We start from the raw sequence: 25703 nt of genomic DNA, 5'->3' as shown, positions 1-25703 counted from the left end.
GGGTATCGTGACGGCACGTTCGTCGCTACGGTCATGTACCGCGTGCGAAAGGACCGCCGATGATCGACCGCCTCCCGCCCGCCTTCGCCCCGGGTGCCCGCGTTCTCGTGCTTGGACTGGCGTGCCTGGGCCTTTCGTCCGGCGCACGCGCCGATTCCTCGGTCACCTGGGACTGGATCCTCAGCGGGCGGCTGCCGTCGCCGCCTCCGGTGGTCGACTATCTCGATACCGACGCGTTCGACACCCCGGCAGACTTCGTCGCCGCGGCGAAGGCTAACGGGACGACGGCGATCTGCTACATCTCCGCCGGCACGCTTGAAAACTGGCGGCCGGATCGCCGGGCGTTCCGGAAACTCGATCGCAAGCAGCGCCGAAGGGGCAATCCACTCATCATCGGCAGGAAGTACCCCGACTGGCCCGACGAGCGGTGGCTGAATTTCGCCCGCTACAAGGTGTTTCTGCCGCTGATGGTCAAGCGCATGAAGCGCTGCCGGTCCAAGGGCTTCGACATGATCGAGTTCGACAATCTCGACGGCTATGCCAACCGTACCGGGTTCAAGATCCGCAAGCGTCATGCGGTCCGCTATGCCCGCGCACTTGCCCGCAAGGCCACGCGCATCGGCCTCGTTCCGATCCAGAAGAACGCCCCCGAGCTTGCCGGCAGGCTACAGCGCCATTTCGGCGCGCTGCTTCTGGAAGACTGCGCGCTGTACGATTTCTGCGGCGACGCGGTCGTCTATCGCGCCGCCGGCAAGCTGGTCTTCGACGCCGAGTATCCCGAAGCCTGGTCGGACGAGGGAAAGCCGTTCGACCTGGACGCGGTCTGCGCCACGACGGACGCGGCCGACATCTCGCTGATCGTCAAATCCCTCGATCTCGACAAGAGCGTCCAGCGATGCCCCTAGGCGCCGCGAGCCTCGGCCCCGCACTTTGGAACGGCGGGATCTAGAGCCGTCCCATCTCGAATTCCTCGCAGGACATGCCGAGCATCGACAGGCCCTCTTCGAGGTGGTCCGGCAGCAGCGGCATGCCAAGCAGGTAGGACGCCGTCCTGTTGTTATGGGCGCCGGCGGCCTCGTCGCGCAATTCGGCCCAATCGGCCACCGTGTAGTCGCCGCGCCCGAGCCAGGCGAGCGTGACCAGATCGACCTGCTCGTCGACGTCGAGCGCGTCGATCGTCTGCGTGATCTCCTGGACGCTCGGGTCGTCGCCGTGGTCCTCGAGCACCGAGATCATGTGGTCGTCGGCGGCATTCGATCCCGGATCGGGTTCGCTGACCTGATCCTTCGCGTCGAACTCGCGCGCCTTCACGATGAGGAAACAGACGGTTTCCGCCGAAATCGACAGTTCCGGCATCGAAGCTGGATCAGGGGCCATGGCGGGCACTCCGGATTGAGGCAGCCGTAATAGCCGACCGCCAATGTTCGATAGAGCAATCCATGCCAGCCGCCTTGCGGGAGGTCAATCGAGGCAATGCTTTCAGTGCGACCTAATGACGGCCGACCTGATCGCCCCGAGACACCGGTCCGGCGTCGATAATGGGCGACTTGCCGCAATGTGCATCAAGAGCGAAGGATCAGGTCGCGCTGCCCGCGCCGGCCGTTTTCCAAGAAGTCGCAGATTCGACCAGATGGTGAAAAACGCCACTCCGACTGCTTCCAACCGCTGATGAATGGCGCAAAATTGCTCATAGTTTCGGGTCTGCACAACGAGATCGAGAATGACAACAATGGGACCGCATTTTATTTAATATTGATATTGTGAATACCTGAATGCCATCCAAGAGAATATTAATAATACCAGCGCACGATCCAGCCCAGCAAGACAAACAAGACTTTCTGGGGGAATGGATGGAGTCTTCTGCCGGCATTGCGTTTCTCGATTTCACCGAAAAAGACCGTAGGTGGCTGCACGAAGCGTACGACGTCGTTCGACCGCTGCTCGATACGATCCTCGACGAATTCTACAGGTCCCTCGACAAAATCGACTCCGGACCGGAAACCTATGGCGTACGGCGCGAAGACCTGAAAAAGCGGCAGAAAGACCACTGGCACCAGCTGTTCCAGGGCAGTTTCGATGAGACCTACGAGAACACGGCGCGTCGAATCGCCATCCGGCACCTGGAAATCGGCCTGCCGCAGGACCTCTATGTCCTGTCCTACCTGAAGATCCTGTCGCTCGTGAGCGGCGCAATCTGCGGGATCCCGGGAGAAGAGCGTGAGCATTCGGCCAAAATGGTCGAGGCGGTCACGAAAGCGATCGCCATCGACATGGTGCATGCGATGGCGCCTTACAGCGCCGAGGTCCTGTAGTTCCTCAGCCCTTCGCGTCCCGGACGATCATCTCCGCGCCCTTCTCCGCGATCATCATGGTCGGCGAGTTGGTGTTGCCCGATGTGATGCGGGGCATCGCCGATGCATCGATCACCCGCAAACCCGCGACGCCGCGCACCCGCAGGCGCTCGTCGAGAACCGCCATCGGGTCGGTGTCGACACCCATCCTGGCGGTGCCGACCGGGTGGAAGATCGTGGTGCCGAGATCGCCGGCGGCGACGACCAGATCCTCGTCGGTCTCGACATGGGCGCCGGGCTTGTATTCTTCCGGGCTATGCGGCCGTAGCGCCGGCTGCGCGACGATCCTGCGGGCCATGCGCAAACCATCGACGGCGACGCGCCGGTCCTCGTCGGTCGACAGATAGTTTGGCCGGATATCGGGGGCGGCGCCCTCTCCGTCGCGCTTCAGATGGACGCTGCCTCGGCTCGACGGGCGCAGGTTGCAGACGCTCGCGGTGAAGGCGGAGAACGGGTGTAGCCCCTCGCCCCAGGCATCCAGCGACAGCGGCTGGAAGTGGAACTCGATATTGGCGGTGGCGTAGTCTGGCGACGAACTGGTGAAGGCGCCCATCTGCGAGGGCGCCATCGTCAGCGGCCCCTTGCGGCGCAGCGCGTAGTCGACCGCCATCAGCGCGCGCCGGACCGGACTGGCGTAGATGTCGTTGAGGGTCTCGATGCCCCGCACCTTGTAGATCGGCCGGATCTGAAGGTGATCCTGCAGGTTCTCGCCGACACCGGGCAGATGGTGGACCGGCGCGATGTCCTGCGCCTTCAGCCGTTCGCCATCGCCAATACCCGAGGATTCCAGGATAACCGGCGAGGCGACCGCGCCCGCCGACAGGATCACCTCGCCGTTGGCGCGGGCGACCAGGCGCCTGCCGTCCTTCACGAACTCGATCCCGACCGCCTTCCTGCCCTCGAACAGCACGCGGTCGACCGTCACCCCCGTTTCCAGCCGCAGGTTCCGGCGCTTGAGGACCGGCTTGAGGAAGCCGCGGGCCGCGCTCCAGCGCCGGCCCATCTTCTGGTTCACGTGGAAATAGGCGCAGCCCTCGTTGTCGCCCGAATTGAAGTCGTCGACCTTCGCGATCCCAGCCTGTTCCGCCGCGTCCCGGATCCGGTCCAGGATTTCCCAGTGCACCCGCGGATGCTCGACACGCCATTCGCCGCCGGACCGATGCATGCCGTTGGGCGGATCGACATGGTCCTCGTGCTTCAGGAAATAGGGAAGCACATCGTCCCAGCCCCAGCCGGTCAGCCCCAGCTGGCGCCAGCCGTCGTAATCGGCCGCCTGACCGCGCATGTAGATCATCGCGTTGATCGCCGAGCAGCCGCCGATCACCTTGCCGCGCGGATAGGCCAGCGAGCGGCCGTTGAGGCCGGGCTCCTCGGCGGTCCGGAACATCCAGTCGGAGCGCGGATTGCCGATGGCGAACAGATAGCCGACGGGGATATGGAACCAGATCCAGTTGTCGAGTCCGCCGCCTTCGAGCACCAGAACGCGGTTGCGCGGGTCGGCGGAAAGGCGATTGGCCAGCACGCAGCCGGCGGATCCGGCGCCGGCGACGACGTAGTCGAAGGTGCCGATGGACGACGCACTCAATGAGCTATCGGGCACTTCGGGGATCTCCTCGCTGTACTCCGGGACGCCGGCGACCGCTCTTCCGTCCGACTATATTGCCCGAAATCTCGCTGTGAAGCGTTGTCGCGGGCAAGCGGGGGCGGGTAAAGGTGCGTTGCATTTTCGACCCGCGTCAGAAAACCGGACGGATCCTGCATGCCATTGCCGAAATCTTTCGAGGGGCGCCTCGCCGTCCCCGCCATCGCCGCGCCGATGTTTCTGGTTTCCGGCCCCGACCTCGTAGTGGAGTCCTGCCGGGCGGGGATCGTCGGAACCTTTCCGGCGCTCAACCAGCGCACCAGCGAAGGTTATGCGGACTGGCTCAGGGAAATCGAGGAGCGGCTGGCGACGGCGGATTGCGGCGACCGTCCGGGGCCGGCACCCCACGGCGTCAACCTGATCGTCCATCGATCGAACAAGCGGGTGGAAGCGGATCTGAAGATCACCGTCGAGCACAAGGTTCCGCTGGTGATCACCTCGCTCGGGGCGGTGCGCGACGTCGTCGACGCGGTCCACGCCTATGGCGGGCTCGTGTTCCACGACGTCATCAATCTGCGCCACGCCGAAAAGGCGGTGGAGGCCGGCGTCGACGGCATCATCGCGGTGTGCGCCGGTGCCGGTGGCCACGCGGGGACGATGAGCCCCTTCGCCCTGGTACCGGAGATCAAGCGAATGTTCGACGGCACGGTGGTCCTGTCCGGCGCCCTGTCGACGGGCGCCCATGTCGTAGCGGCACGCTTGATCGGCGCAGACATGGGCTATTTCGGCACGCGCTTCATCGCGACGAAGGAGAGCATGGCGCCCGTGGTCTACAAGCAGATGCTGCTGGACGCCCGGGCGTCCGACATCGTCTACACGCCGTCGATCAGCGGCGTGAACGCGAACTTCCTGCGTCCGAGCATCGAGGCGGCGGGGCTCGATCCCGACAATCTGCCACCGCCTGGCGAGATCGAGGTCGGTCAGCACGAGTTCCGGGCCTGGAAGAACATCTGGTCGGCCGGCCAGGGCGTGGGACTGATCCACGACATTCCCTCGGCCGCCGATCTGTGCGCACAGCTTGCCAGCGACTACCATGAGGCGATGGGCCGGTCCGGCTAGCCGGACCGGGCTAGCCGGACGCCCTGCCCCGGACTAGCAGTCCTTTCCCGCGTCGCTGCCCGGCGCCGGTTCCGGCTTGTGCGGGATCGCGCGAAAAAAGGCGCGGATGTACGCCGCGCGCTCAGGGCTCGGGCCAGCTCACCACGCGCCGGTACAGGTGCCAGGTGGCATGGCCGAGGACGGGGAGGACAATGATCAGGCCGAGCAAGGCCGGCAGGATCGCGAGAAAGGTCAGCACCCCGACGATCACGCCAAAAGACAGCATCGGCAGGGGGTTGGCGCGCACCGCCTTCCAGCTGGTGACGATCGCGGTAATGAAATCGGTGTCGCGGTCGAGCAGCAGCGGATAGCCGACCACGGTCGTCGTGAACACGAGCACGGCGAATACCGCTCCGATCGCATTTCCGGCCACGAGGAAGATCAGGCCATGCGGGGTGGTCAGCGCCTCGGTGACGAGACTCACCAGATCGAACCGGCGCAGCCCGAAAAAGCCGAGATAGATCGCGGCGGCCACGTCGATCCAGATGAAGAACACGAACAGGTTGAGCATCGGCATCCAGCCCAGGCTGCGTCCGCCCGTCCCCGTGACGACGCCGAAGACCCGGCCGAGCGATCGCGGCTCGCCCGCCTCCAGCCGGCGGCTGACCTCGTAGAGCGCGATCGCGGCGAAGGGCCCCAATAGCACGAAGCCGGCCGCCATCGGATAGGTCAGGTAGAACAGCCCGGCCCAACTGGTGAGCAGATAGATCACCATTCCGCCGACGGCGTAGAACGCGCCGATGGCCACGCCGCAGGCGGGCGCCCGCTGCAGATCGCGCAATCCGTCGCCGAGTGACGCACGGACGTCGGCGAAGGAGATCTGGTTGATGGTCGGCACAGCCTTGCGTGCCGTCGCCACATCGCCCGCTTCAGCGGGCCCGGCTGCCACGTAAGCCAACCCCTCTTTCCCTCCTGCGTTTTCCTCCGGGTGCGGCGATCATTGCCGTCGCCAATCGTCACCCTGACGCTATTCTGCAACGGGATCAGCACGAGGCCAAGGTGCGCCCTGCTGTTTCCGTTTCCGGCCAATTTGCAACACAACACCGCTAAGCAATCCGATTGCCGTCAACGATCCTTGCTTTCGCCACACCCCGCTTATATGCACCGCAACATGAAAGGATTGTCCGGTCTACTTATGGGTCTGTTGTTACTGTTCGCAGCCCTCCCGGCACACGCCGGGGCCGCCGCCACCTTCGTGGCGACGGAAGCCGGAGGTGTCCCCGTCCGACCGCGGACGGCTGAACCGCCGGCAGTTGCGCAGACACTTAACAAGACCCGCTGCACGCGTGCCCTGACGGGCGTCGCCCCTGGTCCGTGCAGCATTGGGTTCGCAGTGCTGATCCCGGTACCGGAAGCCTTGACGACAAAACCGTCGTTACGCGCCGACATGTCCCTGGGACGCTGGTGCAAGCCCTTCCGGCCGACGGGCCTTCTCGACCCACCCAGATCGGTCTGATCGCCAAATCCCGCAACGCTTGCGTTGCACTTCATTCGATCAGACAGGAGTACATCATGTTGACACGTCGCAGCCTGCTCAGGGCTGGCGGGGTCATCGCGGCAACGGGCCTTTCCGGCGGGCTTGCCGGTTGCATGACCCCCACCGCGGATTCCGCAGCTTCTCTCAGTCCCATCGCCCCGACGATGCCGCTCTTCTATGCCGCGGTGGACGACGAACCGTATCCGCTCGAGGCCGTGCCGGCCAACGTCGTCCCGAAGCGCTACTGGCGCCAGCGGGTGCCCGACCCGACCGGCGAAGCACCCGGCACCCTCGTCGTCGATCCGAGCGCCTACTATCTTCATTTCGTCGAGCCGAGCGGCACGGCGATGCGTTACGGCATCGGCGTCGGCAAGGCCGGGTTCGAATGGGCTGGCGAGGCCAAGGTCCAGTACAAGCGGCGCTGGCCGAAATGGACACCGCCCGCGGAGATGATCGCACGCGAACCGGAGCTTGCGCAGTATTCGGCAGCGAACGGCAGCTATCCGCCCGGGCCGACGAACCCCCTGGGCGCCCGGGCGCTCTACCTGTTCCAGAACGGCGAGGACACGCTCTACCGGATCCACGGCTCGCCGGAGGCGTGGACGATCGGCAAGGCGGTCTCGTCGGGATGCATCCGGCTCCTCAACCAAGACATCATCGATCTCCATGACCGCGTGCCGAACGGCGCGCGCGTAGTCGTGCGGGCCTCGCAGATGCCGGGCGCGCTGGCGTAAAAAACGGCCGGGCGGAAAACCGCCCGGCCGTCTCGTTCGTTCGCAAAAGCCGCGAGCGCCTAGGCGTTCGCGGCGCGCTCCTGCAGCTTCTCCGAGAAGGCCAGCAGGAAGGCCAGGCTCTTCTGCGCCTCCGGCTTCGACAGCATCGAAACGGTTGCGAGCATCCCCCCTTTCGCGGGCTTGCGAGCGGTCTCTTCGGCCGCCTCCTCCAGTGCCTCGCGGGTGTTTTCGGCCAGCGTGCCCATCGCCTCGTTGCCGACGGTATTGATCATCTGCTCGAAGAACATGAACATCCGCTCGACGATATTGTCGGTCGAGGCGTTGCGGGCGGCGTGCATCAACAGCACAAGCTCGAACAGGGTATCGAGGGCTCCGACCTTGTGCAGCTCGGTGAGCCGGTCGAGAAGGCCGTGAACGGCCTCGCTCGTTTGCTCGTCGTTGAGCCGGTCGACCAGCTCGAAGGCGCTGCCGCCGGTGATCGCGAGGCGCTCGACCATCGAGTCGGTGAGGGCCTCGCGTATGGCCAGCGTCAGCCGTGCCATTTCGTCGGCTGGCGGGTTGTTTGAGTCGGTCATCGTCGCCTCCTCACAGCAAGCCGCGGGCCGACAGCCAATAAAGCCGGTTATAGGCGAGCTTGAACCAGTGGATCATCTGCGACGGCGGACCTGGATTGGGAGGCGTCGTGTAGTTGAACCACACATAGGTTCCGGTGTTCAGGCCGGTCTCGACGAAGCAGAAGACCTTGCCGTCGTAATGGCGCGCCCAGCGACCTTCCTTGATGAGCGAGGTCAGGTTGTCGATGATCGTGTCTGCCTCGAAATGCGCGGTCGAGCCGGCTTTCGAGATCGGCAGGTTGGTGGTGTCGCCGCAAATGAAGACGTCGGAGGAGCCTTCGCGCAGAAGCGTATTGCGCTCGGTGGGCACCCAGCCGCCGGCGCCGAGATCGGAGTCGAGGATGACCTGCTGGCCGGTGTGCGGCGGTATGGTGATGAGCAGGTCGTAGGGAAGCGTCGTGCCCTCTTCAGACGTGATCGTCTTCGCGGCGGGATCGACATCCTTGGTATTGAAGAAGGTCTCCGACTTGATCCCGTGCTTCTCGAACTCGGGCACCGCCCAGGCGGCCACGGGCTCCAGCGTGTGCAGCCGGCCGATCGGATAGGTATAGGTAATCTCGCTCTTGTCGAGGACGCCCTTTGACTCGAGGAAGTCCTTCAGCATGAAGGTGACTTCGAGCGGCGCCACAGGGCACTTGTGCGGCACGTTGACGTTGAGGACGATCTTGCCGCCCTGGAAGTCGTCGAGCGCTTCGCGCAGCTTGCGGGCGCCATCCAGATCGTAGAACCAGTGGCCGCCTTCGACCATGCCTGGAATGTTATCGGGACGAATGCGCGACCCGGTCGCGATCACCAGGTAGTCGTAGTCGTAGGTCTTGCCGGACTCGGTCGTGACCGCCTTGTTCTCGACGTCGATGTGCTTGGCCGGATCGATATAGTAGGGAACCTTGCGGTTCAGCACCTTGCGTTGCGGGCGGAACAGCTCTGCCTCGCGCATGCGGCCGAACGGAATGTACAAGAGGCCCGGCTGGTACATGTGGGTGTCGGACGTCCCCAGCATGGTGATGGAGACGGCGCCCGAGGACATTTCCTCGTGAAGCTGTCGGCACAGGCCGTTGGCAACAATCGTGCCGGCGAGACCCCCGCCGACAATCAGTATTTTCTTAGCCATGGATTTCCCTCCCCAATCGGCATCCCTCCCGCCGCGCCCCGATGGCGCGATCCCGTGGAGCCGTTTCGAAGCTTACTTGGCCTTACGCACGACGATCGACCAGTGGTCGCCCTCCTTGTTGATACCGACCATCTCGTGCTTCACCTTGTTGACCCATTCAGGGATGTCGTCGGCGGACCCCTTGTCGCTCGACAGGACCTCGATCTCGTCGCCGATCTCGACCAGCTTCAGCGCCGCGATGAGCTCCATAAGCGGGCCAGGACAAAAAGCGCCGCGCGCGTCGATCTTGGTTCTCTGAGCCATCCAGGCGAGCCTTTATCTTTCCCTACAACGAAATGAACTGGCCGTTTTCGGCGTCCGACAGGAACTTGGTCAGGCCGAGCGCGCCGTCGAACAGGCCGTCCTCGAGCCGGTCCAGCTCCCATCCCTTGACGTCGAGCGCCATGGAACAGGCCCACATCTTCAAATCGCCGAGATCCTTGCCCTGCTGAAACAGCATGACGGCGTCGGGCGCCTTCTTCTCCTTCAAAAGCGTAGAGAACGCGCCACCCTGGTAGCGCTTGCCGGCGTCCACGCCCTTCTCGAAGGCGAACATGGCGTTCATCGAGACGAACACCTCGACGGGACGCTCGGAAACGGCTCCGACGGACGCCATCATAGCCGCCATCTGCACCTTCTCATGCTCGCCGGAGCAAAGCAGGATGTATAGCGGTTGCGTCATGGCCCTGTTCCCTGTCCCGGCGCCGAGATCACGCGGTGTGCTTGATGACGAAGGTGAAGCTGCCGCCCTCTTCCTTCGAATCCAACAGTTCGTTGCCGGTCGTACGGCAGAAGGCCTCGAAGTCCTTCACCGCACCGGGATCGGTTGCGATCACCTCCAGGGTCGCACCCAAGGGCATGTCCTTGAGCGTCTTCTTGGCGCGCAGAATGGGAAGCGGGCAGTTCAGACCTTTGACGTCGAGGACCTGGTCGGCCATGTTTTTTTCTCCGAATACTACAGTGATTGCTCGGTCGTTCAGATGAACAGGTTGATGTCGCTCTTGGTCGCCGTCTCGATATAGGTGGCGGCGCCACCGAGAACCGGGCCTTCGATCATGTCGTCCTTGGTGTACTCGAACAGATCCATGGTCATCTGACAGGCGATCATGTTGACGTCGGCCTCGAGGGCCATCTCGCGAAGCTCCTCGATCGAGGCGACGCCCTTCTTCTTGATGAGATTCTTCATCATCACGGTCGCCGCCGCGTCGACGCCAGGAATGGCCGAGGCGATGTTCGGCATGCCGATATGCATGCCCATCATCGGCATCTCCATCGCCGGATTGCCCAGCGGCGTCACGCCGAGGTTGAGCTTCTTCTTCAGAAGGGCGAGGCCGTAGAAGGTGAAGAACATCGTCACGTTCAGACCCATCGCCGCGGCCGTCGTCGCCAGAATGAACGGCGGGTAGGCCCAGTCGAGCGACCCTTTGGTCACGATGATCGACATGCTCTTGTTATTTGCCAAATCGGCACCTGCGGTTTGCGTGCTCACGATGCCGTCCTCCTGTCTGTTGTCGCCTTACGAGCCGGGCACGGAGACGATCCCCTGCCCGACCGCATCCTAGGGTCTAGGCGCAACCGGCGAATTCGTCGGCCGCCATCTTGGCTTCGTAGGGACCTGCCACGGCGCTGCCGGGCGTCAGGCCGCCCGCGGCGTCGGGATCACTCGGCTTGATCTTGACCAGCCAGCCGCCGCCGTACGGATCGGCATTGGCCATCTTGGGGTTGGCGCTGAGATCTTCATTGACCTCGATCACATCCGCATCGAAAGCGACCTTGGCGGGTCCGACCCACTTGCCCGACTCGATGGTAGCGCAGGACTTGCCGGCCTTCACCGAACGCCCCGCCTTCTTGGGCGTGAAGGCGACGAGCTCACCGGCCATCGCCGAAGCGACGGCGGTCATGCCGAGCGTCAGCGTGCCGTCGCCATTGTCGCGGTACCAGATGTTGTTGTCGACGTCGTAGAGCAGATCGTCGGGAAGGTCGCAGCCGCGTACAGTAGCCATTAGTCGCTCCTTGAGTTCATAAGTGCCGGGCGCCGCCCTGCGCCGTTTCATCTTGACGCAAGGGCCGCGACGAGCAGCAGAACTCGCCGAGCCCGGAATTATCCAGCTTGCCACCAACAAATAATACCAGGTGGCGCGCCACCATAGCACCGAAACGCAGATTTCGAACGACATCCTCCGCAGAGGGATCGTCGTGGACGAGATTGCGGTGATAGACGAGTTCGCGGCAGGACTCCCGGCAGGCGTTGAAGCTCGGATCGCCCTTCGCCGCCTGACGGTGCAGCGCCAACAGCCGGAATCCCTCGACCTGACCGTCGGTCGGCTCGCGGTCGTGCGCGACCAGCCAGCGTACGAGAACCGCTTCGCCGATCACCAGCAGTTCATCGGCGAGGTCCAGCGCGTCGGTGGCCAATATCGCGTCCGGCGCCTCGACGAACCAGTCAACGCGCTCCGACATGGCGTCGAAGGTCGGCGGAGCGGTGTGTTCCATCAGACCAGCCCTTTCTCGTGCAACAGATCGGTGGCGTTGGAGAGATTCTCCTGCACGCCGACCTGGCGCTGCGACAGGCCCAGCGCGATGCCCAGAAGCTGGGTGAAGTAGAGGATCTTCACACTGGTTTTGCGGCCGAGCACCTTCTCGGCGCGGACCTGGTGCATCTCCAGACCCGTATGGCAGGTCGGGCATTCGGTGGCGATCACATCGGCGCCGCATGCCTCGGCCGTGGTCAGCAGGTTGAGCACCAGCTTTGTCGAGGTGTCGGAATCCGACAGCGTATGGGCACCGCCGCAGCAGGCCGTCTTCAGCGGATAGTTGACGTTCTCGGCGCCCGCGGCAGCGAGAATGTCGTCCATGAAGTGCGGCTGCAACGTCGATTCCGAGCCCGGCCCCTTGTCCTTCTCGGGGAAGATGTGCCGGGGGCGCGTATACATGCAGCCATAGTAGTTGGCGACCTTCAGGCCCTTCAGCGAGTTCTTCACCCGCGCCTTGATGCCCTCTTCGCCGATCGAGTCCTTGATCCAGTCGAGAGCATGGATCGTCTCGACCTTGCCGGCCTCGTAGGTCTTGTGGCCCGCCTTCGACGACAGGCGATGCGTCACCTCGCGCGAGCCTTCGTCGTTCGCCAGGTCGTACTCGGCCTTCTTGAGATTGTGATAGCAGCCGTTGCAGGGCGCCATCACGGTATCGAAGCCCATGTCCTCGGCGATCGTGAGATTGCGCGCCGACAGATAGGTCTGCAGCTTGGGATCGATGTTCTTGACCTCCATCGCGCCGCAGCAGTTCCAGTTCTTCAGCTCGACCAGATCGAGATCCAGCGCCTTGCCGACCGCCTTGGTGGAGCGGTTGTAGGCGTGCCCGGTGCCCTCGAGCGCGCAGCCCGGGTAGTAGGCGACCTTCTTGTGCTTGCCAGTCATCATTCCGCTCCCTGAGTATCGAGTCCAAGTGCACGCCGGTCAGCTTCCTTGCGCTCGGTGACATATTCGGCGATCGCCGCGCTCGCCGCGTCCCAGTTGCGGGTACGCGGATGGAACACGGAGGCAAGTCCCATCTTCATCAGCAGGCTGACCGGCAGTTGCGTCAGCAGGCCGCGAACCAGGGCGATGAGCCAGTCCTGGAACAGGGACTGACCGGTGCGCGCGAAGAACCGCCGCAGCACCTTGCCGTCCTCGATCTTGCCGGTGGCGAAGACCTGCGAGGAAAACTCCTCGTCGAACACCATCGCCGGCGACTTCTTGGTGTAGCCCTTGAGCTCCAGCCAGTGCGAGGTCGCCTTCATGACCCCTTCCGGGAAGACGTCGCGGGGGCAGGCATAGGTACATTTGTTGCAGGACACGCACTGCCAGATGATGTCCTTGTCGCGCACCAGCTCGTCCTCGAAACCCATGCGGATCAGATAGATCCAGTAGCGCGGGTTGAAGTCCGGGTTGAGGGCGTTGACGGTGCAGGCGTTGGTGCAGGAGCCACACTGCCAGCAGCGATGGATAAACTCGCCGCCGGGAAGCGCGGCGATCTCGTCCTGCATCTGTTCGTTGTAGTCGGTGATCTCGCGGCTTTCGATGAAGGTCGACCAATGACCGGATACGTCGATACCATCGAGCTCCAGATGTTCGTGGGTGACCAGGTTCTCCGGCCGGATCAGTGACTTCTCATGGATCGGCATTAGCGTTTCCTCAGCTTGTCAGCCGGCGCGGCTCGCCCAGCACGTAGGCTTCACCGTCGATCAGTTTCAGGCGGGTGCGGCCAGACTCGGTATCGACAGCATCGAGGCCGAGCAGGCGGCGCGTGTGCGCCATGGCATCCGTCTTGGCGCTGCCACAGAAATCGGCCCGCAGAAACTGACTGCCCTTATCGTTTATGTAGTCCGCGTAGACGTGCGCGCAGAGCAGGTCCATGTAGAACGGCAACTCGCGGAACACGCCGTTTTCGTGCAGGAAGCCTTCCAGTTCCTCGCGCAGCACCCGGAACGTCGCGAAATCGTCGGCAACGTCAATATTGCCGGCCTCGCGGCCGTCGTTGGAGAACCAGATCTCGCGCAGGACCCCGGTGTTGACGCGGGCGTCCCACATCCAGCGCGTCATCAGCGGATAGCGTTCCGGCGCGGTGAAATGCAGCACCTCGGCGGCAAGATCGCGGACCCAGCGATGCTCGCGATCGGCCGGGAACCCCTTGATGAACGCGGCCATGCGATCGTCCGTCGTGGAGACGTCGGACCAGCCCTCTAGCAACGCTTCCAGCCGCCGGCGCATATCGACAAAGCCGTGCTTTCCGAGCCAGGCGCCGATACGTCGGCGGGCCGGGGTTATGAAGGCGGCGAGATCGTAGAACTCCGGCTCGGCCAGCTCCGCGACCTTGCCCTTGCCGAGCACTTCCTCGAAAAGCGAGGCCTTCAGCGCCAACGCGCCGACATAGCGCTCGACGCCGCCGGTGTCCTCGGCGGACTCGGCCAGATGCTCGAACGCGCGCCGGAGCACTGGCCCCGACAGGTCGAGAACCGGTCCTGACGGCGCCGGGGCCTTGGGCCTGACTGCGCCGATCGGCCACATTACTCGGCAGCCTCGCGCACGGGCGTGCGCGCAAGCGTCAGCGCCGCCATCGCGGCCGACTGACCCTGGGCAATGGAGTCGTCGATCGTCTCCGGTCCCGTCGCGGCGCCGGCGACGAAGACGCCGGGACGCGAGGTGTGCGACATCGACGAATAGGTCGAGGCCTTCTCGATGTGGCCGTGCTTCTCCAGCTTGACGTCGAAGATGGCCGACAGCGTCATGTTGTCGACGTTCGGGTCCATGCCGATGGCGTGCACCACCATGTCGAAGGGAATGGTGATCGGGCGTTTGACCAGGGTGTCCTCGCCCTTGACGATCAGCCGCTTGCCGTCCGACGTCACCTCGGCGATGCGCGCCTTGATGTACTTGACCTTATGCTCCTCCTGGCTCTGCCAGTAGTAGAGGTCCTCGTAGAGGCCGAAGGTGCGGATATCCATGTAGTAGATGTAGACGTTGCACTGCGGCAGCTCCTCGCGGATCTCCATGGCGAGGTTGGAGGACACCGTGCAGCAGATCTTCGAGCACCACTCGCGGCCGATCTGGCGATCGCGCGAGCCGACGCAGAGCAGGATCGCGACGCGATCGGGCTTGCGGCCATCGGAGGGGCAACGCACGCCCTTGCCGGACGAGATCATCTGCTCGACCTGGGTCGTCGTCACCACGTCGGGATAGGTGCCGAAGCCCCATTCCGGCTTATTGACGGAGTCGAAATGGGTGAAGCCGGTGGTCAGGATCGTCGCGCTCGCCTTCACCTCGGTGCCGTCGGACAGCGTCGCGGTGAAGTCGCCGGGCTCTCCGGCGAAACTCTTCACCGTCGTGTTGAGATGAACAGTGACGCTGCTGTCGTCTTCGACGCGGGAGACCATGCCGCCGATGGCGTCCTTGGCCCATTGTCCCGAGGGGACGAGCTTGGCGTATCCCGACAGGATCGGGGAGCCGCCGAGGCGGTCGGCCTTGTCGACAATCACCGCCGACTGCCCGGCCGCGGCCAGGGACTGGGCCGCGGACAGACCGGCGGGACCACCGCCGACGATAAGAACTGGCTTACTCATTCATCTCCTCCCGAAGCGGCGAGTACCTTCGGATTGACGTAGCCCGGACCGGAGGTGATGGCGCGCTTGGGATCGTACAGCGTCTCGATCCTGCCGGCCTTGACCTCTTCCAGGTAGCTTTCGAACTCGACCTTGGCCTTCTCCCAGTCGATGCCGATCTTCTCCAGCAGCTGCTCGAAGGGCGAGGCGTGCCAGTGCAGCTGGGCGAGCTTGTAGGGGTGGGCGCCAAGCGCCAGCGCGGCGAACTGGCAGTCCGCCATGATCGGCAGGGCGTAGACCTTGTCGACCGCCTTGCCGATCCACTGGTTCTTGTCGAGCGTAGTAATGCAGCCGGTGTCGTGGCCGATCATCACGTCGGCGCGGGCTTCCTCGACCGCTACCTTGATCTTGCGGTCGATGGCGAAGGAGCGGGTGAACTCGCGCTCGCCGATGATGTGGCGGAAGCCGAAGCCGCAGCAGTCGTACCAGGTCGAATAGTCGACGACCTCGGCGCCGAGCGTCTCCATCAGACCGGTGGAGACAGCAACGCGGTCGCCGTTCAGCACGGTGTCGTCGTAGATCACGTCCTCCGGCACCATCTTGTAGACGTGGCAGGCGGGATGGATCGTCGCGCGGACACTCGACACGTCGATCTTCTGACGTTCCTGCAGGCGGTGGCGCATCACGTGCAGCCACTCGGAGTAGTGGACGACTTCCTCGGGGATCAGGAGCTTGCCGTCGATCAGTCGGCCGAGCTTGCCGAGGATCTTCTTCACCTCCTCGCGCAGCTCCGCGGATTGCATGAGGAAGATGCGCATCTCCTTGTAGTTGCCGAAGGAGGTGCCGCAATGGACCAGCGGGTAGTAAGTCCCCATGTCCAGGCCCTGCGCCTTCGCCGAGACATAGGCCTGGTGGAAATTGCGCAGGAAGACCGCGGCGAGGCTGACCACGTTGCCGATGCCGGAGCCGTGATAGTTCCAGGCCGTGCACGAGGTCTGATCGGTCTCGTCGAGATAGTTGATATCCAACTCGTTCATGAGCCACATCACGCTCGACGGATAGCCGGGGATGTTGCCGCACTGGCCGCACGACTTGTGGTGCCAGAGATTGTTGGTCGGAATCTTCTTGTCCCAGCCGTACAGCGTCTTGGCCATGACCGGGTCGTGCCGTTCGTCGACACGGTGGACGAGGATCTCGCCGTCCTTCTCGAGCTGCCACATGGCGTCGCGGATGTCCTCGACGCGATCCTTCTTGGTAAGCATCGAACGCTTGTTGATGCGGGCCTCCACCCAGGAGGTGGCCTGCTGGGCCTCGCCAGGCGTCAGATTGGACGGCTTCCAGTCGGAACCGAAGCCCTTAAAGGCCGTATTCTCGGTATCAGAGTTGTCCAATTTCTCCTCCTAGTGCTTTTGGGCGCCGACGTTTGCGGTTCTTCTGGCGAAATACCGGGGGACTACTCGTCCTCGTCTTCTTCCTGTTCCTCGAGCCATTCCTCGTATTCGTCGCGCTTCTCGTCCATGACGTCGGAGACGACATCGAACAGGTTCTCGTCGACGATCTCGAGCTGGTCGAGGACGCCCGTCGCCTCCCAGATCGAATAGAGCTCGACCGAGGTCTTCAGGTTCACTTCCCAGGCCGTGTCCATGGTGTGCATGGTCGGTACGGGGATCGCCTTGCGCAGGATGTTGAGCGGCGCCTCGACCTTCGAGACGTTCGGACCCCAGTCCGGGAACGCCTCGCGGGTGATCATGTTCGGGGCGAGCTGGTTGCCGGTCGAGATGACCTTCAGCAGCACCCGCGAGAACGGCCGCAGCACGTCCTTGGCCGACTGCATGCCGTGCTTGATCGCCACCTCGCGCATGATCATGACGAGGCCACCGGGCGAGTTCTCGAACGGGCAGCGCGCGGCGCAGGTGTAGCACTGGGCGCAGGCCCAGATCTTCTCTTGCATGGCGTCGTAGACGCCCTCGAGATTCTCGGTCCAGAGGAGCTGGACGATCTCGCGCGGGGAATAGTCGTAATAGAACGCGGCCGGGCACGTGGCCGTGCAGATGCCGCAGTTGAGGCAGCCGTGCAACTCGTGGTCGAACAGCATGTGCGAGCGGATGTCCTCGAAGATCTCCTCGAGATCCTCCCTGGGCATCACGGGATGTTCCGATACCGGATCGCCTATGGGATTGCGTTCGCCTGTTGCGTGCATAGCGCGTGCTCCCTGGTCTGCCGCTTTAGTAGGTCAGCACCTTCGCGTCGTCGTCTTCCATGATGTCCTCGATGACCTTGGCGCCACCGACGATGCCTTCGCATTCGGGGATCAGGTCGTCTTCGGTCATGTCGAAGAGATCGAGGTTCGGCGAGCAGCAATAGAACTTCACGCCGGCATCATGAGCGTCCTTGATGAACTCGTAGACGGTCTTCGGAGAGCCTTCCTTGACGTACAGCTTTTCCGCGACGCCCTTCTTCATCAGCTGGCCGGCGGTCGCCGTGCAGACGACGTCGACCTCGTAGTCCATGGCCGCGGCAACGGTCGCCTGGAAAAAGGGCGCACCCAGTTCCTCGCCGTTGCGAGGATCCGTGTTGACCATCACGATGATGAGCTTGCTCGCCATTTACAGTACACCTCTCCTTGTGGCTGTCCCGACTTCGACCTTCCCGAAAAGGTGGTCGATTTGCTTCCTACCTATATTGATTTTCATATTCTAATTTTTGAATGCGTCCAACGCAAGGAAATTACGACCCGCATTCCGAGCAATCGCATTTATTGCCCAAGTCCTTGCTCCGACATCCATTCGGCGCTCATCACGAGGCCAACCATGATCGGGGTCAGCGCCCCGGCGATCTGCCCCTGCGCGTCGCGCAAAGTTTCCAGCGTCGCCGCGGTATTATCGGGGCACTCGTCGAATTCCATGATCAGGTCCTCGACCATGGCCGACTTGATGCCGGGATGGCCGACAAACCCGAAGACGTTGTCGCCGATCTGGAAAACCAGAGGCTCACCGTCGTCATCGGCGGCCAGCACCGTTGCGCCTTCCGGCAGCACCGGACGGTCGCGCATGTAGACCCCAACCGGAAACGAGTCCGGCAGAAATCCCTTGAGGGCATCGTCGCTCTTGCGATGGGCCGTCGAAACGGTGAAACGCAGCGGCGCTTCCTCGGCGCCGCCGCCGGTCGCCGTGGCGACCATGACCGCGCCGAGACCGATGCCGATCACCGGCAGACCGCGATTGATGAAATCGGCGATCAGCCGCAGTTCGGGGCCGAGGCTCGGCACTAGGTTGCCGCTGACGACGCCGAGCGGGCCGGCGCCAAGCACCACCAGGCCGTCAAATCCTTCGGCGTCCGGCGGAATCTTGCCGCCGGCGGTGAACGGACGGGAATAGAGGAAGCGGACCGAGCGGGCCTCCAGATGGTCTTCCATCAGGCCGAGATACTCGGTCTCGGTATGCTGGAGGACGCAGATCGTCTTCATCGGCGCGGTGAAGAACGGCGAGCGCTCCTCCTCGACCGCCTCGCCCGTGGCCGAGGCGAGCTTCTTCAACGTGAACTGAAGGGCCGGTCCGCAGGTCATGTCAGGTCGATGCCTCCTTGGCCGCCATGACGGTTGTGGCGATGTCGGCGGGCTCGACGCCCGGCATCTCGATGCCGATCTCCTTGAAACCGCTGGCGGCCGCCGCGGCGAGACCATCGAAGTCCAGGTTCTCGCCGACAAGCCGCTCGGCCAGCCGGTCGATGCCGCCGGGAGGCAGGCAGGTGAAGTCGCCGGAGATCATCAGGTCGGCGATCTTGCCGTCGCGCTCGAGCAGGTGGACGCGAAGCATGCCGCCCGGTGCCTTGTGGGCGCTTTCGGTCAGATGCATCCCGGCGGAAATCTTGACGCCCATGTCGACGAATTTGCGGCCCTGCTTGTAGGTCCACTCGGGATCGGAAAGCGCCCTCTCCTCTTCCTCGATGGCCTTCATCTCGGCCTCGGTCGGCTCGGACATTTCCGGCGTCACGCCGAGCGCCCCGGCGCAATGCTTGAGGAACAGGGTGATCAGATGCGAGCGGTCCGGCACCTCGTCCATCTGCTTGACCATCGTCGTCATGTAGTCGTCGAGGGTCGTCTTCAGCTTGTCGCGAAACTTCTCGGAGGGAACCTTGAGGCAGCGCGCCATGTTGGCGGTGTCGAAGTCGTACATGAAGCTGCCGGCCATCACCGTCGCCTCGCCGATCGAGGCCGCGCCAGTACCGCCGATCTTGCGGCCGTCGACCTGGATGTCGTTTACCGGACGATACACGGCGTTGACGCCGAGGTCCTGGTAGGTCCGCACCACCGGCTCGATAAACATCGGGTAGAGGTTGACCGCGAATTCCGGCGCCTTCTTGCGCGGATAGATGAAGTGCGTGAACAGCTGGTTGCGGTCGAGATAGACGGCGCCGCCACCGATACGGCGGCGGAAGATCGGCAGGTTTCTGGCCTTGCAGAAATCCTCGTCGACTTCCTTGGCGATCTCCTGATGCAGGCCCACGCAAACATAGGGATCGTCCGGGTTGGTCAGCGTCAGCACCGGATCGTCGTCCGGGCCCATCGCCCGTGCCATCCCGTGAAAGCCCGCCTGGCTGCGTAGCGGGGAAACCGATCCGAAATCTATGACGCGAAGCCGCATTCCTACCTCCGAAATGACCTGACCCCCGTCGACGTTCGCCGACGGGCGCCACTCTCACTCGAAGCGTATCGGATCGTAATCAAGGTAGAAACTGTCATCGACGTTTCGACCTCGGCACTCTTCACGGTGCCTGAAAGCCTGTTCCTCCGTTCAAGTCGTTCGGGCGTGCTGATATCCGTAGTAAAGCGTTGAGATATGTCGCGCCTCGGCAAAGAACAACCAGCGCTCGGTGAGAATCCCCGGAACCATGGCGACAATCGCGAGCATGGCGGTCGCCACGGGCACGATAGCGCTGCCGCCTTCGGCCAGAAGTCCCAGCAACACCGCGGCGAGCGGGAGCGCGAAGGCCAGCACCTGGGCGTAGCGACGCAGCTTGGCCGCATGCTTGCGGGCGACCCGGTAGCCCATCTCCTTCAGGACGTAATTCGCCTGCGAGTGAGGCCACTCGACGGAGCGCACCTCGCCCGCGCCCAGGCCGGTCGCGGCGGCGGCGTCGGGAAGCGCCAGTGCGTCATTGTGACGCCACGCCGACAGCTTCAGCCCCCAGGCCAGCGCGATGAACACGACGGCCAGCCAGGCGGCGAGAGAAACGAAGCCGACGAAAGCCACCAACAGCGCATTCAGCAGGATCGCTCCGGTAGCCAGCGAAAAGGCCAGATAGACCGGCAGCGTCCAGCGGTTCGACCAGTCGGGAACGGGCGTCAGCGAGGCATAGATCATCGCGGTGGTGCAGACGGTCGCCAGCGCGCCGGCCGCGGCTAGAAGTCCGGCGGCGCGCACGGCCGCCCCGTCAACGCCGAAGACGACCCAGCCGCCGGCGAAGACCACCGCCGGGACATAGGTGACGACGCTGCAGATACCCTCCCGCGACAGCCAGGAGGAGCGCCACTGCGAGAAGGCGCGCCAGGCCCGCTCGGGATGGCCGAGATGGAAGGTCGACGACAGGAGCCCGGCGGTGATCATCACCAGAGCCAGGCCGAGGCCGACGATCGCCAGCGCCCGGCTGTCCGGCATCAGACCGAAGGCGGCGCCCAGCCCCATCAGCGCCAAAAGCCCGTAGCCGGCACCAGAAGATGTGGTGAAGAAGATAACGGAGAATGCCGGATGCATGGCTACCTCGACAGCATCTTGTCGACCCACGCGAAAAATCCGCTCTCCGACGCGTCCGGCTCGTGCCTGGCCGGTGCGGGCGCCGGAACCGCCGCCTGCTTCTTGCGCGGCGGCAGGTAGCGGTTGGTCGGCGCGTACCCGAGCTCGGGCATGAGCGCGACGCCCTCGCGTTCCTCGACGAGCTTGGAGACCGGCGACTGCGGGTCGCCGAGGTCGCCGAAATGCCGCGCTCCGGCCGGACAAGCAGCAACGCAGGCCGGCACGCGGTCGATTTCGGGCAGGTTGTCGTTGTAGATCCGGTCGACACACAGCGTGCACTTCTTCATCACCCCGACCTGGGTGTCGAATTCGCGCGCGCCATAGGGGCAGGCCCAGCTGCACAGCTTGCAGCCGATGCACTTGTCCTCGTCGACCAGCACGATGCCGTCGGACGTGCGCTTGTAGGATGCGCCCGTCGGGCAGACGGTAACGCAGGCCGGCGTCTCGCAGTGCAGGCACGAGCGCGGAAAATGCACCGTACGGCCGCAGCCATCGGCGGTGTGCTCGAAGGTGTGAACGCGGTTGAACCAGACGCCGTCCGGTTCGGCGCCGTAGGGCTCGATGTCGGTCAACGGGGCCATGTGGCCGCCGGTGTTCCATTCCTTGCAGTTCGTCACGCACGCCTGGCAGCCGACGCAGGTGTCCAGATCGATCACCAGGCCGAGCTTCTTCGTGGTGCTTGTCGGCAGGGACGTCATTTCGACCGCTCCCGGAACTGGGCGCCGTAGGTCGAGACCTCGGGCGCCGCCGGCAGCACGGCATGGCTGATCGGCTCGTAGCGCGGCGCCGTCTCGCCGGCCTCGTCCGGCGCGGCCTTTTCGATGCGGACGCGCAGGTCGTACCAGGCCGCCTGTCCGGTGACGGGATCGGAATTGGAGAAGCGGTAGCCGCCGCCGCGCTCGGGCAGGAGCTCGGCGATCAGGTGGTTGAGCAGGAAGCCGCGCGTTGCCTCCGGTGCGTCGTTGGCTAGGTTCCACGCACCCGAGCGCTTGCCGATGGCGTTCCAGGTCCACACGGTGTCGGCGTTGCAGCCGTCCATCAGCTGGATCTGGCATTTGACGCGGCCGGTCGGGCTCGACACCCAGACCCAGTCATCGTCGGCAAGCCCCATCGCGAGCGCCCTGTCGCGGTTCACGAACAGGCGATTGAACCCGTGGATCTGGCGCAGCCAGGCGTTTTGCGATCCCCAGGAATGGTACATCGCCATCGGCCGCTGGGTGATGGCATAGAGGGGAAATTCGGCCGCATCGACCGTTTCCTGCTCGAGCGGAGTCGACCAGAACGGCAACGGATCGAAATGTGTCTCGACACGGGCGCGATGCGTCTCCGGCGGCTGCACCGCGCCATGGCCCTGTGCGGCCAGACGGAACTTCTGCAGCGTTTCCGAATAGAGCTCGAAGGTCAGCCGCGCGTCCGACCGCACGAAGCCCATCGATACCGCCCAGTCCAGATACTCGGCATTGGCGTGCTTGAAGTAGCGCTGGCCGGGCTTCAGATGATGGACGCAGAACGAACCGTTCTCGACGTATCGGTCGAGCTGGTCCGGGTTCGGATCGCCGGTGCCGAACTCGGAGCCGTCCTTGCCGCGCCAGCCGGCGAGCGGGCCGATCCCGGGCAGCCGCTCGTGGTTGACGATGTAGTCGGGATAACCGCCGGGATATTTCGGGCTGCCGTCCTCGTTGACGAAGCCGGGCAGCTTCAGCCGCGCGCCGAGATCGATCAGCACTTCCTGGAACGGTCGCACGTCGCGGTCAGGCTTGACCACCGGATGGCGAATGGCGTCGGCCGGCCCCTCGGGCTCGGAGATCGGCCGGTCGAGCAGCGAGATACAGTCCCACCGTTCCAGATAGGTGGTGTCGGGAAGGATCAGGTCGGCGTAGGCGACCATCTCCGAATAATAGGCGTCCGAGTAGATGATGCGCGGGATCTTGTAGGCGCCGGTCCAGGGATCCTTGTCGGTCAGGTGCTTGAGCGTGTCGGCGGTGTTCATCGCCGAATTCCAGCTCATGTTGGCCATGTACAGGAACAGGACCTCGATCGGATAGGGCGTCCCGAGCGCGGCGTTGGTGGTCACCATGTGCATGAGACCGTGGGCCGACAGCGGGGCGTCCCAGCTGAACGCCTTGTCGATGCGCTGCGGGCGGCCGTTGCGGTCGATCAGCAGATCTTCGGGGCCGGTCGGAAAACCGAGATGCGGACCGCCGAGCGGCTCGTCGGGGAGAACCTCGCCGGGCTTGCCGCGCGGCTTCAGGCGCGGCGGAATGCACTTGGGATACGGCGCCTTGTAGCGGAACCCGCCGGGGCTATCGATGGTGCCGAGCAGGATCTGCAGGATGTGGATCAGGCGGCATGTGTGGAAGCCATTCGAATGCGCCGAGATGCCGCGCATCGCGTGCATGGAGACCGGGCGGCCAACCATCTTGTCATGGCGGCGGCCATAGATGTCGGTCCACGGAATATCGAGCACCACCTCCTGATCGAAGGCCGCCTCGGCGAGCTCGGCGGCGATCCGCCGGATGGTATCGGCCGGCACGCCGGTCTCGCGTTCGGCCCGCTCGGGCGCATAGTCGGTGGACAGATAGCGCTTGGCGAGAAGCTCGAAGACCGGAACCGCCTTGCGCCCGTCGGCAAGGGTGAACTCGCCGTGCAGGGCCGGGGCGATGTCGGGCTTGCGGGCGGCGACGAAGGCCTTGGTCGCGGTGTCGTAGGCGAGCGGACGGTCCTTGTCGTCGCGCACGATCAGTCCGTCGTCGGCGGCGCCGGGATCCTGGATCACCAGCCAGGGGGCGTTCGAATAGCGCATCAGATAGTCGAGGTCGATCTTGCGGGTGCGCAGCAGCTCGTGGATGAGCGCGCCGACGAACAGTCCGTCCGTGCCAGGCTTGATGCCGACCCACTCGTCGGCGACCGCGTTGTAGCCGGTGCGCACCGGGTTGATCGACACCACCTTGGCGCCGCGATCCTTCAGCTTGCTGATACCGATCTTGATCGGATTGGAGGCGTGGTCCTCGGCGACGCCGAACAGCAGGAAATAGCGGGTATGATCCCAGTCGGGCTCGCCAAATTCCCAGAACGAGCCACCGAACGTGTAGAGCCCGGCGGCGGCCATGTTGACCGAGCAGAAGCCGCCGTGCGCGGCGTAGTTCGGGGTGCCGTACTGGATCGCCCACCAGCCGGTGAGCGACTGCGACTGGTCCCGGCCGGTGAAGAACGCCAACCGGCGCGGATCGGACTTGCGCACGCCGCCGAGCCATTCGGTGGCGAGCCCCAGCGCCTCCTCCCAGCTGATCTCCTTGAACTCGCCGCTGCCGCGCTCGCCGACGCGCAACAGCGGGGCGCGCAGCCTGGCCGGCGAGTAATGCTGCATGATGCCGGCCGAGCCCTTGCCGCAGACCACGCCGCGGTTGACCGGGTGGTCGCGGTTGCCGTCGATGTAACGGACCTTGCCGTCCTTCAGGTGGACGCGGATGCCGCACCGGCAGGCGCACATGTAGCAGGTGGTGTGCTCGACCGTATCGGCGACCTTCGGCGAGGTGTCGACGCCGTCGCCTTCTTCAGGCGCAGCGGTAACGGTCAGCGGAGCCTGCGTGGCCCTGCTGTTGGCTCCAGCGGAGGAGGAACTCATTATGCCAGCGGCTCAGTCCGCATTTCGAGGCGCTCTTTGGCGCGCGTTTTCGGTCCGGGTCCGCGCATGTAGTGCTTCTCCGGGTGATAGCGCTCGGCGGTTACGGCGGGCGCTTTCTTCAGTGGCCTGCGGAACCAGTTCTTAACACGTTCCAGGAGGCCGAGCTCGGACGATTTCTTGGTCTGGCCGTTCATTTCGATTCTTGTCGAGTTGGCGAGCCGGCACTGTGCCAAGTTTAAAACAATCGGTCCAATATATTGTTTTTGTCTTTTCAATCGAAAATATCGATTGATTGGTTCTCACCCTTCGGATGGGTCGGGATGTCTTGGCGATCGTCGTTGGCAATCGTCCGGGGTGGCGGCCCCGGATGGCCGCTCATTCCGCAGCGACGATGCGCGCTTCAGTGGAGAAGCCCCAGGCCGGATCGAACCGGTGGACGTAGTAGACGGGGACCGTCTTCATGCGCGCGGGATAGTCGCCCTTGCGCAAGGTCGTCGCGATGCAGGGCATCACGGCAACCTGAATGCGCCCGACATGACCGGCGGTGCCCCGGTGAACATGTCCGCAGAAGACTGCCGCGACCCGGCCGGAGTGCTGCACTGTCCGACGCAGCCGATCCATCATCTCGGGCTTTTCGAAATTGAACGGATCGGGTCCGACCTTGACCTCGAACGGCGGATGATGCGCGAGAACGGCGATCGGCTTGCTGGCCTCCGCGTCGATCAGCTCGATCAGGTGATCGGCCCGCCGCGGGCAGAAGTCGCCCTTGTTGCTGCTGGCGTTCAGGGTATCGGCGGCGATCAGCCTGACAGGATAGTCCTCGATCGCGTACTGGACGAAGTCGGCACCCGGCTCGAGATAACCGCGCGGGGAGAAGGCGGTGCGCAGGTTGGTCCGGTCGTCCTTGTTGCCGGGAATGACATAGACCGGCGCGCGGGCCTGCGCGAGGATGCGGACCGCCTCCGCGTATTCGTCCTGCCGGGCGTTATGTACGATATCGCCGGTGTGAACGATCACGTCCGGGAGCGGATCGAGTGCGTTGATATCCGCGATCGTGGCTTCGAAATCGCGTATCCGCTGGTCGGCATCCGGCGTGTCCAGCGCGATGTGTGTATCGGAGATCTGCGCGATGATCATGCCGCCG

Annotated in this window: 29 protein-coding genes; 4 read left to right on the top strand and 25 right to left on the bottom strand. The window is 64.1% G+C overall.

Annotation, left to right across the window (positions count from 1 at the left end; genetic code table 11):
• Positions 1-59: 59 nt before the first annotated feature.
• The gene (locus ACSF9G_RS16695; RefSeq protein WP_436643229.1) at positions 60-905 is read left to right on the top strand and encodes an endo alpha-1,4 polygalactosaminidase; all 846 of its coding nucleotides are present in this window, start codon (positions 60-62) and stop codon (positions 903-905) included.
• A gap of 40 nt (positions 906-945) precedes the next feature.
• Here ACSF9G_RS16695 and ACSF9G_RS16690 read toward each other — a convergent pair whose 3' ends face one another.
• On the bottom strand, positions 946-1377 hold the full coding sequence (locus ACSF9G_RS16690) for a DUF3775 domain-containing protein (protein WP_425256286.1): 432 nt from the start codon (positions 1375-1377) through the stop codon (positions 946-948).
• A gap of 473 nt (positions 1378-1850) precedes the next feature.
• On the opposite strand from ACSF9G_RS16690, the gene ACSF9G_RS16685 reads away from it, so the two are divergent.
• On the top strand, positions 1851-2312 hold the full coding sequence (locus ACSF9G_RS16685) for a protoglobin domain-containing protein (RefSeq protein ID WP_436643228.1): 462 nt from the start codon (positions 1851-1853) through the stop codon (positions 2310-2312).
• 4 nt (positions 2313-2316) lie between these two features.
• Here ACSF9G_RS16685 and ACSF9G_RS16680 read toward each other — a convergent pair whose 3' ends face one another.
• Positions 2317-3951 (bottom strand): GMC family oxidoreductase, encoded by a 1635-nt coding sequence (locus ACSF9G_RS16680; RefSeq protein ID WP_436643227.1) that lies wholly within the window; start codon positions 3949-3951, stop codon positions 2317-2319.
• 159 nt (positions 3952-4110) lie between these two features.
• Here ACSF9G_RS16680 and ACSF9G_RS16675 point away from each other — a divergent pair, with 159 nt between their 5' ends.
• On the top strand, positions 4111-5052 hold the full coding sequence (locus tag ACSF9G_RS16675) for an NAD(P)H-dependent flavin oxidoreductase (RefSeq protein ID WP_436643226.1): 942 nt from the start codon (positions 4111-4113) through the stop codon (positions 5050-5052).
• Positions 5053-5173: 121 nt separating this feature from the next.
• Here the strand turns inward: ACSF9G_RS16675 and ACSF9G_RS16670 are convergent, their stop codons facing one another.
• Entirely contained in the window at positions 5174-5980 is an 807-nt protein-coding gene (locus tag ACSF9G_RS16670) for a DUF2189 domain-containing protein (protein WP_436643274.1), read from the bottom strand.
• A 623-nt stretch (positions 5981-6603) separates the two neighbouring features.
• On the opposite strand from ACSF9G_RS16670, the gene ACSF9G_RS16665 reads away from it, so the two are divergent.
• Complete coding sequence (locus tag ACSF9G_RS16665) at positions 6604-7302, top strand: L,D-transpeptidase (protein WP_436643225.1); 699 nt, start codon at positions 6604-6606, stop codon at positions 7300-7302.
• A gap of 59 nt (positions 7303-7361) precedes the next feature.
• Here the strand turns inward: ACSF9G_RS16665 and ACSF9G_RS16660 are convergent, their stop codons facing one another.
• From ACSF9G_RS16660 to ACSF9G_RS16555, 22 genes are all read right to left on the bottom strand, one after another.
• Positions 7362-7877: a helical membrane plugin domain-containing protein gene (locus ACSF9G_RS16660; protein WP_436643224.1), complete on the bottom strand. Its 516-nt coding sequence runs from the start codon at positions 7875-7877 to the stop codon at positions 7362-7364.
• 10 nt (positions 7878-7887) lie between these two features.
• The gene (locus ACSF9G_RS16655; RefSeq protein ID WP_436643223.1) at positions 7888-9027 is read right to left on the bottom strand and encodes an NAD(P)/FAD-dependent oxidoreductase; all 1140 of its coding nucleotides are present in this window, start codon (positions 9025-9027) and stop codon (positions 7888-7890) included.
• A gap of 72 nt (positions 9028-9099) precedes the next feature.
• The gene (locus tag ACSF9G_RS16650; RefSeq protein ID WP_436643222.1) at positions 9100-9330 is read right to left on the bottom strand and encodes a sulfurtransferase TusA family protein; all 231 of its coding nucleotides are present in this window, start codon (positions 9328-9330) and stop codon (positions 9100-9102) included.
• 22 nt (positions 9331-9352) lie between these two features.
• Complete coding sequence (locus tag ACSF9G_RS16645) at positions 9353-9748, bottom strand: hypothetical protein (RefSeq protein ID WP_436643221.1); 396 nt, start codon at positions 9746-9748, stop codon at positions 9353-9355.
• Positions 9749-9776: 28 nt separating this feature from the next.
• Positions 9777-10004 (bottom strand): sulfurtransferase TusA family protein, encoded by a 228-nt coding sequence (locus tag ACSF9G_RS16640; RefSeq protein ID WP_436643220.1) that lies wholly within the window; start codon positions 10002-10004, stop codon positions 9777-9779.
• A gap of 38 nt (positions 10005-10042) precedes the next feature.
• Positions 10043-10555: a sulfur carrier protein DsrE2 gene (dsrE2, locus tag ACSF9G_RS16635; protein WP_436643219.1), complete on the bottom strand. Its 513-nt coding sequence runs from the start codon at positions 10553-10555 to the stop codon at positions 10043-10045.
• A 76-nt stretch (positions 10556-10631) separates the two neighbouring features.
• Positions 10632-11069 (bottom strand): biotin/lipoyl attachment domain-containing protein, encoded by a 438-nt coding sequence (locus ACSF9G_RS16630; protein WP_436643218.1) that lies wholly within the window; start codon positions 11067-11069, stop codon positions 10632-10634.
• 16 nt (positions 11070-11085) lie between these two features.
• Positions 11086-11559 carry a hypothetical protein gene (locus ACSF9G_RS16625; protein ID WP_436643217.1) on the bottom strand — a complete coding sequence of 158 codons (474 nt, stop codon included), beginning with the start codon at positions 11557-11559 and terminating at the stop codon, positions 11086-11088.
• The gene (locus tag ACSF9G_RS16620; protein WP_436643216.1) at positions 11559-12482 is read right to left on the bottom strand and encodes a CoB--CoM heterodisulfide reductase iron-sulfur subunit B family protein; all 924 of its coding nucleotides are present in this window, start codon (positions 12480-12482) and stop codon (positions 11559-11561) included. The genes ACSF9G_RS16625 and ACSF9G_RS16620 overlap by 1 nt, the downstream gene beginning before the upstream one ends.
• Positions 12482-13228, bottom strand: coding sequence for a 4Fe-4S dicluster domain-containing protein (locus ACSF9G_RS16615; RefSeq protein ID WP_436643215.1), 747 nt, complete (start codon positions 13226-13228; stop codon positions 12482-12484). Before ACSF9G_RS16615 ends, ACSF9G_RS16620 begins: the two co-directional genes overlap by 1 nt.
• Positions 13229-13238: 10 nt before the next feature.
• Positions 13239-14111: a hypothetical protein gene (locus tag ACSF9G_RS16610; RefSeq protein ID WP_436643214.1), complete on the bottom strand. Its 873-nt coding sequence runs from the start codon at positions 14109-14111 to the stop codon at positions 13239-13241.
• On the bottom strand, positions 14111-15163 hold the full coding sequence (locus ACSF9G_RS16605; RefSeq protein ID WP_436643213.1) for an FAD-dependent oxidoreductase: 1053 nt from the start codon (positions 15161-15163) through the stop codon (positions 14111-14113). The genes ACSF9G_RS16610 and ACSF9G_RS16605 overlap by 1 nt, the downstream gene beginning before the upstream one ends.
• Positions 15160-16533 carry a heterodisulfide reductase-related iron-sulfur binding cluster gene (locus ACSF9G_RS16600; protein ID WP_436643212.1) on the bottom strand — a complete coding sequence of 458 codons (1374 nt, stop codon included), beginning with the start codon at positions 16531-16533 and terminating at the stop codon, positions 15160-15162. Before ACSF9G_RS16600 ends, ACSF9G_RS16605 begins: the two co-directional genes overlap by 4 nt.
• Positions 16534-16595: 62 nt before the next feature.
• Positions 16596-17342, bottom strand: coding sequence for a 4Fe-4S dicluster domain-containing protein (locus ACSF9G_RS16595; RefSeq protein ID WP_436643211.1), 747 nt, complete (start codon positions 17340-17342; stop codon positions 16596-16598).
• A 25-nt stretch (positions 17343-17367) separates the two neighbouring features.
• A complete protein-coding gene (locus ACSF9G_RS16590; RefSeq protein ID WP_261617415.1) occupies positions 17368-17748 on the bottom strand; it encodes a DsrE family protein in 381 nt (126 codons plus the stop codon).
• Positions 17749-17897: 149 nt separating this feature from the next.
• Positions 17898-18707, bottom strand: coding sequence for a type 1 glutamine amidotransferase (locus tag ACSF9G_RS16585; protein WP_436643210.1), 810 nt, complete (start codon positions 18705-18707; stop codon positions 17898-17900).
• A gap of 1 nt (position 18708) precedes the next feature.
• Positions 18709-19785, bottom strand: a complete 1077-nt coding sequence (locus ACSF9G_RS16580; RefSeq protein ID WP_436643209.1) for a lipoate--protein ligase — start codon at positions 19783-19785, stop codon at positions 18709-18711.
• A gap of 150 nt (positions 19786-19935) precedes the next feature.
• On the bottom strand, positions 19936-20895 hold the full coding sequence (locus tag ACSF9G_RS16575) for a dimethyl sulfoxide reductase anchor subunit family protein (protein ID WP_436643208.1): 960 nt from the start codon (positions 20893-20895) through the stop codon (positions 19936-19938).
• 2 nt (positions 20896-20897) lie between these two features.
• Positions 20898-21632: a 4Fe-4S dicluster domain-containing protein gene (locus ACSF9G_RS16570; protein WP_436643207.1), complete on the bottom strand. Its 735-nt coding sequence runs from the start codon at positions 21630-21632 to the stop codon at positions 20898-20900.
• A complete protein-coding gene (locus ACSF9G_RS16565; protein ID WP_436643206.1) occupies positions 21629-24559 on the bottom strand; it encodes a molybdopterin oxidoreductase family protein in 2931 nt (976 codons plus the stop codon). Before ACSF9G_RS16565 ends, ACSF9G_RS16570 begins: the two co-directional genes overlap by 4 nt.
• Positions 24559-24753, bottom strand: a complete 195-nt coding sequence (locus tag ACSF9G_RS16560) for a hypothetical protein (RefSeq protein WP_436643205.1) — start codon at positions 24751-24753, stop codon at positions 24559-24561. Before ACSF9G_RS16560 ends, ACSF9G_RS16565 begins: the two co-directional genes overlap by 1 nt.
• Before the next feature lie 181 nt (positions 24754-24934).
• A complete protein-coding gene (locus ACSF9G_RS16555) occupies positions 24935-25696 on the bottom strand; it encodes a metallophosphoesterase (protein WP_436643204.1) in 762 nt (253 codons plus the stop codon).
• Positions 25697-25703: the final 7 nt, after the last annotated feature.

Origin of the sequence: Microbaculum mangrovi (assembly GCF_051390635.1) — a bacterium.
Classification (GTDB): Bacteria; Pseudomonadota; Alphaproteobacteria; order Rhizobiales; family Tepidamorphaceae; genus Microbaculum.
Note: the sequence above shows the minus strand (reverse complement) of the source record. Positions and strands in the feature narration are given on the sequence as shown.